This window comes from Rhodopseudomonas sp. BR0M22 (assembly GCF_010907035.1).
Lineage (GTDB): Bacteria > Pseudomonadota > Alphaproteobacteria > Rhizobiales > Xanthobacteraceae > Rhodopseudomonas.
This window is the reverse complement of sequence record NZ_QUMK01000111.1, coordinates 1-8,706: the sequence shown is the minus strand read 5'-3', so window position 1 is coordinate 8,706 and position 8,706 is coordinate 1. Positions and strand designations below refer to the sequence as shown.

Sequence of the window (8,706 nt, the reverse complement as noted above, 5' to 3'; positions counted from 1 at the left end):
ACCCCGACCCTCCCCCGCAAGGGGGAGGGAGAAGACATCACCCCATCGCCTCGCGCACCAGTTCGTCGGCGGCTTCGGCGAGCAGGACGTCGGAAGCCTCGCCGTACACGGCCTCGCGGCCGATTTCCAGCATCACCGGCACCGCCAGCGGCGACACCCGGTCGAGTTCCTTGTGGACGATGCGCCCGTTGATTCGCATCAGCATATCACTGAGCCGGCGCAGATCGAGCAGGCCGGTGGCCGCGTCGGCGCGGGCGGCGCGCAGCAGCACATGGTCGGGCTGATGCTTGCTCAGCACATCGTAGACGAGATCGGTCGAAAACAGCACCTGCCGCCGCGACTTCTCCTCGCCGGCAAACCGCCGCGCGATCAGCCCGGAGATGATCGCGCAGTTCCGGAAGGTGCGCTTCATCAGCGCCGATTCGGCGAGCCAGGCTTCAAGGTCGTCGCCGAGCATGTCGGGATCGAACAGCGCGTCGAGATCGAGCCGGCCCTGCCGGATCATCTGCGACATGTCGCTGAGACCCCACACCGCGAGCGCGTATTCGTTGGCGACGAAACCGAGCGGCCGCGCGCGGGCGCGTTCCAGCCTCCTCGTCAGCAGCATGCCGAGCGTTTGATGGGCGAGCCGGCCCTCGAACGGATAGCAGACCAGATAATACTTGGCGGCGCGCGGGAATGTCTCGATCACCAGTTCGCGTCGGGCCGGGACCTGCGACGCCTTGGTCTGCAGCGCCAGCCAGTCGCGCACCTGATCCGGCAAGCCCTTCCACGCTCGCTTGTCGGCGAGCAGCCCGCGGACCCGCTCGGCCAGATAGGTCGAGAGCGGAAATTTCCCGCCCATATAGGACGGCACCCGCGCGTCCTTGTCGTGGGCGCGCGAGACGTAGACCTGATCCTCCATCAGCGCCTCGTAGCGCACCACCTCGCCGCCGAACACGAAAGTGTCGCCCGGCGTCAGTCCCTCGATGAAGTACTCCTCGATCTGTCCGAGCATCCGGCCGCCACGCGCAATCGCGCCGGTCGAACCGCTGCCCTTGGCGCGTGACGAGCGCACCAGCTTCACCTTCAGCATCGCCTCCTCGACGATGGTGCCGACGTTGAGGCGATAACTCTGGCGCACTTTCGGATTGGCGACGCGCCAGCGGCCCTGCTTGTCCTGCTTGATCTTGGCAAAGCGTTCGTAACTCTTCAGCGCGTAGCCGCCGCTGGCGACGAAATCGAGCGTGTCGTCGAAATCGGCGCGCGGCAGATCCGCGTAAGGCGCGGCGCTGCGGATCTCGGCATACAAATCATCGGCCGAGAACGGCTCGCCGCAGGCGCAGCCGAGAATGTGCTGCGCCAGCACGTCGAGCGCGCCCTTGCGCTGCGGCGGGGTGTCCTGCGCGTTTTCGGCAACCGCGTCGATGGCGGCTGCGCATTCCAGCACTTCGAAGCGATTGGCCGGCACCAGCACCGCGCGCGAGGCTTCGTCGATGCGGTGGTTGGCGCGGCCGATCCGCTGCATCAGCCGCGATGAGCCCTTGGGCGCGCCGACATTGACGACGAGATCGACATCGCCCCAGTCGACGCCGAGGTCGAGCGACGAGGTGCACACCACCCCGCGCAAGCGTCCTGCCGCCATCGCGTCCTCGACCTTGCGGCGCTGGCCGACGTCGAGCGAGCCGTGATGCAGCGCGATCGCGAGGTTATCGTCGTTGATGCGCCAGAGCTCCTGGAACAGCATCTCGGCCTGGCTGCGGGTGTTGACGAACACCAGCGTGGTTTTGTTGGCTTTGATCAGGTCGTAGATTTCGGGCAGCGCATGACGCGCCGAATGCCCGGCCCAGGGCAGCCGCTCGCGGGTATCGAGCATCTCGACAATCGGCGGCGCGGCACCATGGGCGACCACGATGTCGGCCGAAACTGCTTCGCCATCCGGCTGCGGCACCAGGAAGCGGGCGAGTTCGTCAGGGTCGGCGACAGTCGCCGACAGGCCGATGGCGCGAAGCTGCGGCGCGATCCGCCACAGCCGGGCGAGGCCGAGCGACAGCAGATCGCCGCGCTTGGACGTCACCAGCGCATGCAGCTCGTCGAGCACGATCCGCCGCAGAGTGCCGAACAGATACGGCGCGTCGTCGGAGGCGAGTAACAGCGCAAGCTGCTCCGGCGTGGTGAGCAAAATGTCCGGCGGATTGCGCCGCTGCCGCGTCCGCCGCGACACCGGGGTGTCGCCGGTGCGGGTCTCGACCCGGATCGGCAGCTTCATCTGCGCGATCGGCGTTTCGAGATTGCGGGCGATATCGACAGCGAGCGCCTTGAGCGGCGAGATGTAGAGGGTGTGGAGGCCACCGCGCTGGGCTGTTGTTCCTTCTCCCCGCATGCGGGGAGAAGGTGGCGCGGCAAGCGCATCTTGGCGCGCCGGATGCGGGGGCGCCTCCGCATCACGCGCCGCGTCGACAAGTGCAGGCTCATCAGCCCCCTCACCCGGCTGACCGGCTGCGCCGGCCAGTCGACCTCTCCCCGCAGGCGGGGAGAGGTTGAGCCGCGACGCAGTGCTCAGCTCCACCAGCGACGGCAGGAACCCGGCCAGGGTCTTGCCGGCGCCGGTCGGCGCGATCAGCAGCGCCGAGCGCTGCGCGTGGGCTTTTTCCAGCAGCGCCAATTGATGGTCGCGCGGCGTCCAGCCGCGCGCGGCGAACCAGCGCCGGAACAGCTCGGGCAGCAGACGGGAATCGGCGACGGGTTCGGCGAGGCTCACGCCGCCAAGGTAGGCATTGCCGAGGCGCGGGTCGAGATGGCGCCGCCGGAAACGCAAAACGCCCGCCAGAAGGCGGGCGTCACGGGACGGAGAATTCTCAGTGGCAGGTCACTCAGTGACCGCCTTCTCCGAGATCTGCCATTCCTTACCGTCGAACTCCATGGTGTGCAGCGTCTTGATCGAGGTGTAGTCGGTCGGCGTGTAGGAGTAGCTGACGTCGTCCAGCATGTGCGGCGCGCGGAATCCGCCGAGCATCGAGGCTTGCTCGAGGACGTTAGCACGCGTGAGGTTGTCGCCGCAGCGGCGCAGGATTTCCGCCATCGTGGCGGCCTGGCCGTAACCGGCGAACGCGATCGAATTGTCCGCCGCGACGTTCGGCAGATACTTCTCGCGCAGCGCTTCGAACGCCTTCACATCCGGATCGTTGGCGTATTTCGGCGATCCGATGTCCTTGACGTAGGAAATCGCCACGATGCCCTTGGCGTTGTCGAAGCCGGCGGCGTGCAGGATCGAGCGGCCGGTGGAGCCCGCAGACAGCAGTTGCAGCGGCTTCCAGCCGAGCTCGGCGACCTTGCGGATCGACTGCGACGTCGCCTTGCCGGTGGTGATGTTGTAGAAGACGTCGGCGCCGGACTTCGACAGGTTGATGAGCTGGGAGTCGATCGTCGGATCGGTGAGATCGTAGCTCGCCTCGGCCACCACCTTGGCCTTGCCGCCGGCGTCTTCCAGCACCTTCTTGAACGGGCCGAGGAAGTCGCGGCCGAAATCGTCGTTCTGGTACAGAATCGCCACCTTGGCGTCGGGCTTCACGCTGAGCACGTATTTGGCGAGGATCCGCGCCTCGGTCGGGTAGAGCGGCAGGCCCGCGAGGGTCCATTTGAAGTGCTTCGGATCGTTCCACTTCGAGGCGCCGGTGTTCAGCAGAAGCTGCGGCACGCCCTTGGAATTGAGATATTTGTGCACGGCGGTCTGCGGCGCGGTGCCGAGCGAGCCGTACAGCGCCAGCACTTCCTCCTGCTCGACCAGCTGACGGGTCGCTTCCACCGCCTTGGGCGCGCTGTAGGCGTCGTCCTTGGTGAAGAACCTGACCTTGCGGCCGTTGATGCCGCCCTTCTCGTTCAGCATCTCGAAATAGGCTTCACCGACCCGGCCGAGCACGCCGTACAGTGAACCGGGGCCCGAATGCGGCACCGTCTGGCCGATCTTGATCTCGGTGTCGCTGGCGCCGGGATCGTATTTCTTCTCGGCCGCGACCGACGGGGTGGCGGCGAGCAGCAGCGCGCCCAGCATGGCTGAGGACGCGAGGACGGATTTCGAGCGTGGGTTCATACGGTTTCCTCTTGATGTGCCGGCTCGCTGTCGCGTCCGGTCTCGTTTGACCGCGGCTGCTCGCTTCTACGGCGGCATGTCCTCGGCAGAATGCTCAGGCTTCGTCGCGCCGGCGGGACTGGTCCCGACGGCGCGACGAGCACGAGCCTAACACATCACGTCTCGAGGACGCTCACAACGCCGCCCGAGAGAGGAACTGCGCCCGATCGCGCGGGCTTACTCCGTGAACGGCTTGTCCGAGATGTCCCAATCGGTGCCGTTGAAGGTCGCGATGTAGAGCGTCTTCATCGGGGTGTAGTCGTCCGGCGTGTAGCTGTAATCGATGCCGTCGAGGAAATAGGGCGAGTGGAAGCCCTTCAGCGAGGCGGCCTGCTTCAGCACGTTTTCGCGGGTCAGGTTGTCGCCGCAGCGGCGCAGGATCTCGGCCATCGTCACGGCCTGACCGTAGCCGGCGTAGGCGATGGTGTTGTCCTTGTCGACGTTCGGCAAGTACTTGGCGCGCAGTTCCTCGAACGCCTTGACGTCCGGATCGTTCTCGAACCGCGGCACGCCGACTTCCTTCGAATAGCGGACCGCCACGATGCCCTTGGCGTTGTCGAGCCCGGCCGCATTGAGGATCGAACGGCCGGTCGAGCCCGCGGACAGCAGATGCATCGGTTTCCAGCCGATTTCGGAGATCTTGCGGATCGACTGCGACGTCGCTTTGCCGGTGGTGATGTTGAAGAACACGTCGGCGCCGGACTTCGACAGGTTGATGATCTGCGAATCGATCGTCGGCTCAGTCAGATCGTAGCTCGCCTCGGCCACCACCTTGGCCTTGCCGCCGGCTTCCTCCAGCACCTTCTTGAACGGCCCCAGGAAGTCGCGGCCGAAATCGTCGTTCTGGTACAGGATCGCCACCTTGGCGTCCGGCTTCACCGCAATGACGTGCTTGGCCAGGATGCGCGCCTCGGTCGGATACAGCGGCAGACCCGCCATGGTCCATTTGAAGTGCTTCGGGTCGTTCCATTTGGACGCCCCGGTGTTCAGCAGCAGCTGCGGAACCTTCTTTGAATTCAGATACTTGTGGACCGCGGTCTGGGGCGCGGTGCCGAGCGAGCCGTACAGCGCCAGCACCTCTTCCTGCTCGACCAGCCGGCGGGTCGCCTCGACCGCCTTCGGCGCGCTGTAGGAATCGTCCAAGGTGATGAACTTGATCTTGCGGCCGTTGATGCCGCCCTTCTCGTTCAGCATCTGGAAATAGGCCTCGCCGACGCGCCCCAGCACGCCATAGAGCGAACCGGGACCGGAATGCGGAACCGTCTGGCCGATCTTGATCTCGGTGTCGCTGGCGCCGGGGTCGTATTTCTTGTCGGCCGCCGTCGCGGTTCCGATGGCCAGCGTCGCCGCCACAATCGCGGCAGCGGACGCGAGGACGGAATTGTAGTTTGATTTCATCGAGTTTCTCTCCCCTGGTGCCGGATCGAAGGTCCGGTTCTCGTTCGGCCGCGGCGTGGTTCGCTTCTGCGGCGGGGCATCCTCGGTGCAAGGGCCGGGGACCGCAACCTTCCAAAAGATTGAGAGACTTGGATAAACACGCAAAACGTGCAGATCATGCCGTATCGCGGGCAATCGGCTCGCGACGAGACGCCGCACCTGGAACCCGACGACCGGGAATTCCCTGCGTCAATCAATTGTTTACCCGCGAATTTCGGAGGGTGTGGCCGCGCGGGTACAGACGACTCGACGCCGCGACTTTAATGTCTGGCCAAGTCCAAGAGGGGATTCCCGTCCATGAAACGTATTTTTGCCGGCGTCGTGCTGGCCAGCACCGCCGCCATCAGCGCCCAAGCGGCCGATCTCGCCGTCAAAGCTCCGTACCTGAAGGCCCCGGCTGCCGCCGTCTACGACTGGACGGGCTTCTACATTGGCGCCAACGTCGGCGTCGGCATCGGCCGCGATCTCGTGACCCACGATTATCCGGGCGGCGGCTCCCTCAACAGCTTCTATCAGCAGCCGCAGGGCGCGATCGGCGGTGGCCAGATCGGCTACAACTGGCAGATCGGCTCGATGTTCGGCCCGATGCTGATCGGCGTCGAAGCCGACATCCAGGGCAGCGGCATGAGCGACGGCTACACCAGCCTTGCGGCCGGTAACGGCGCCAATGTCGGCTACAACCAGAAGCTCGACTGGTTCGGCACCGTGCGCGGCCGCGTCGGCCTAGTGCGCGGTCCGGTGGTCAGCTACTTCACCGGCGGTTATGCGGCCGGCAGCTTCAAGACCACGGTGACCCAGCCCGGCGTGTTCTCGTTCGAGAGCAGCGGCACCCGCTCCGGCTGGGTGGTCGGCTCGGGCGTCGAAGCCGCGCTGGGCGGCAACTGGACCGGCAAGATCGAATATCTCTACCTCGACCTCGGCAACCGCACCGATCTGTTCGGCACGCAGTCGCTGCGCACCGAAGCGCGTGAGAGCATCTTCCGCGTCGGCCTGAACTACCGCATCGGCGGCAACGGCATGTACGTCACCCCGCCGCCCGCGAACTGGGCCGGCCTGTACATCGGCGGCAATTTCGGCGGCGCCACCGCCCGCAACCGCACCACCAGCATCGGCCCGTGGAACGAGGCGTTCAACCTCGCGCCGGACGGTTTCACCGGCGGCGGCCAGATCGGCTACAACTTCCAGGCCGCGAACTGGGTGTTCGGCGCCGAAGCCGACTTCCAGGGCTCGACCCAGAAGGATCAGCGCACCGCGGTGCTCGGCCCGACCGCCTTCTACGACGCCAAGATGCCGTGGTTCGGCACCGTGCGCGGCCGGATCGGCTACTCGATCGGCGACACGCTGCTGTACGGCACCGCCGGCTACGCCTATGGCAACCTCAAGACCAACATCCTGAGCACCGCCGGCAGCTTCAGCTACAACAAGACCAAGGGTGGCTGGGCCGCAGGCGCCGGCATCGAGACCCCGTTCCAGCTGTTCGGCCTGCTCGGCCCGAACTGGACCACGAAGACCGAATATCTCTACGTGGACCTCGGCTCGGTCGACTATCCGTTCGCCACCGCGGTGAACACCACCAAGGTCACCGAACACATCCTGCGCACCGGCATCAACTATCACTTCAATCAGCCGGTGGTCGCGAAGTACTGAGCTTCAGCGACCCGCACGAAAGACACCGAAACCCCGGCCTCGCGGCCGGGGTTTTTGTTTGCGTCAGCGCCGCAATGGAACCAGGGCGGACCGGACTCGTTTGCCCGATGGTCCCTCCTATATTGCCAGTATGCGCCCGCACGATCTCCTGACGCCGCTTCCCTCCGGCCTTTGCTGCAAGCCGGGCGGATTCCACATCGATCCGGTGCGCCCGGTCAATCGCGCCGTGATCACCCACGGCCACTCCGATCACGCCCGCCCGGGCCACGGCGCGGTGCTGGCGACGCAGCAAACCCTCGACATGATGCGGCTGCGCTACGGCGACAACTTCGCGGGCTCAACCCAGGCGGTGTCGTATGGCGAGACCATCCGGCTGGGCGACACCACGGTCACGTTCCACCCTGCCGGCCACGTGCTCGGCTCTGCCCAGGTGGCGGTCGAAGCCGGCGGCATCCGCATCGTCGCCTCCGGCGATTACAAGGATGCGCCCGACCCGACCTGCGCGCCGTTCGAGATCGTGTCGTGCGACGTCTTCATCACCGAAGCGACGTTCGGGCTGCCGGTGTTTCGCCATCCCGATGCAGCGGGTGAAGTTGGAAAGCTGCTCGACTCGGTCAGGCTGTTTCCGGAACGGGCGCATCTGGTCGGCGCCTATTCGCTCGGCAAGGCCCAGCGAGTGATCGCGCTGATCCGGCAGGCCGGCTACGACGCGCCGATCTATCTGCACGGCGCGATGGAGAAGATCACACATTACTATGCGGAGCAGGGCGTGCCGCTCGGCGAATTGCGTGCCGTGAAGGGCGTCAAGAAGGCCGCACTCGCCGGCACCATCACGCTGGCACCGCCGTCGGCGACCTCGGATCTGTGGACCCGCCGCTTCCCCGATCCGCTCACCGCATTTGCCTCGGGGTGGATGCGGGTCCGCGCCCGCGCCCGCCAGCGCGGCGTCGAACTGCCGCTGGTGATTTCCGATCACGCCGATTGGGACGGCCTTACCGCGACCATCGCGGCCACCGGCGCCGGCGAAGTCTGGGTCACTCACGGCCAGGAAGACGCGCTGGTACATTGGTGCCAGACCAAGGGCCTCGCCGCCCGGCCGCTCGATCTGGTCGGCTATGGCGACGAGGATGAAGACGTCGGCATGCCGGCAAGCGACAGCGAGGCCGCAGAGGCATGAATCGCTTCGCCGAACTGCTCGACCGCCTCGGCTACGAGCCCGGCCGCAATAACAAGCTGCGGCTGATCACCAATTACTTCCGCGAAGTCGAAGACCCCGACCGCGGCTGGGCGCTGGCGGCGCTCACCGGCGCGCTGTCGTTCCGACACGCAAAGCCCGGACTGATCCGCGCCCTGATCGCCGAACGTACCGACCCGGTGCTGTTCGGCCTGTCCTACGACTACGTCGGCGACCTGTCCGAGACGGTGGCGCTGATGTGGCCCTCGCCCCATGCACAGCTCAATTCCCCTCCCTCTGGCAGGGCCTCCCCCCCTCCCCCTTGCGGGGAGGGGTTGGG

The 8,706-nt window shown here is 66.1% G+C and carries 5 protein-coding genes and 1 pseudogene; 3 read left to right on the top strand and 3 right to left on the bottom strand.

From position 1 onward, the window contains the following. Positions 1-37 precede the first annotated feature (37 nt). The 3 genes from DY468_RS23725 to DY468_RS23715 all read right to left on the bottom strand — a co-directional run bounded on the left by DY468_RS23725 (position 38) and on the right by DY468_RS23715 (position 5,506). Positions 38-2,740, bottom strand: coding sequence for a ligase-associated DNA damage response DEXH box helicase (locus DY468_RS23725; RefSeq protein ID WP_349644331.1), 2,703 nt, complete (start codon positions 2,738-2,740; stop codon positions 38-40). Between the two features lie 108 nt (positions 2,741-2,848). Next, positions 2,849-4,069, bottom strand: coding sequence for an ABC transporter substrate-binding protein (locus DY468_RS23720; protein WP_164607957.1), 1,221 nt, complete (start codon positions 4,067-4,069; stop codon positions 2,849-2,851). A 216-nt stretch (positions 4,070-4,285) separates the two neighbouring features. Next, positions 4,286-5,506, bottom strand: coding sequence for an ABC transporter substrate-binding protein (locus tag DY468_RS23715; protein WP_164607955.1), 1,221 nt, complete (start codon positions 5,504-5,506; stop codon positions 4,286-4,288). Positions 5,507-5,842: 336 nt separating this feature from the next. Between DY468_RS23715 and DY468_RS23710 the strand changes: the two genes are divergently transcribed. From DY468_RS23710 to DY468_RS23700, 3 genes and pseudogenes are all read left to right on the top strand, one after another. After that, positions 5,843-7,192 carry an outer membrane protein gene (locus DY468_RS23710; protein WP_164607954.1) on the top strand — a complete coding sequence of 450 codons (1,350 nt, stop codon included), beginning with the start codon at positions 5,843-5,845 and terminating at the stop codon, positions 7,190-7,192. Between the two features lie 130 nt (positions 7,193-7,322). Next, positions 7,323-8,369 (top strand): ligase-associated DNA damage response exonuclease, encoded by a 1,047-nt coding sequence (locus DY468_RS23705; RefSeq protein ID WP_164607952.1) that lies wholly within the window; start codon positions 7,323-7,325, stop codon positions 8,367-8,369. After that, positions 8,366-8,706, top strand: a pseudogene (locus tag DY468_RS23700) (ATP-dependent DNA ligase); the annotation flags it as partial. The gene DY468_RS23705 and the pseudogene DY468_RS23700, both read left to right, overlap by 4 nt.

Bases quoted from the DNA above. Each gene is read 5' to 3' on its own strand.
- DY468_RS23720 (WP_164607957.1), bottom strand. From the start codon at position 4,069: ATGAACCCACGCTCGAAATCCGTCCTCGCGTCCTCAGCCATGCTGGGC.
- DY468_RS23715 (WP_164607955.1), bottom strand. From the start codon at position 5,506: ATGAAATCAAACTACAATTCCGTCCTCGCGTCCGCTGCCGCGATTGTG.
- DY468_RS23710 (WP_164607954.1), top strand. From the start codon at position 5,843: ATGAAACGTATTTTTGCCGGCGTCGTGCTGGCCAGCACCGCCGCCATC.
- DY468_RS23705 (WP_164607952.1), top strand. From the start codon at position 7,323: ATGCGCCCGCACGATCTCCTGACGCCGCTTCCCTCCGGCCTTTGCTGC.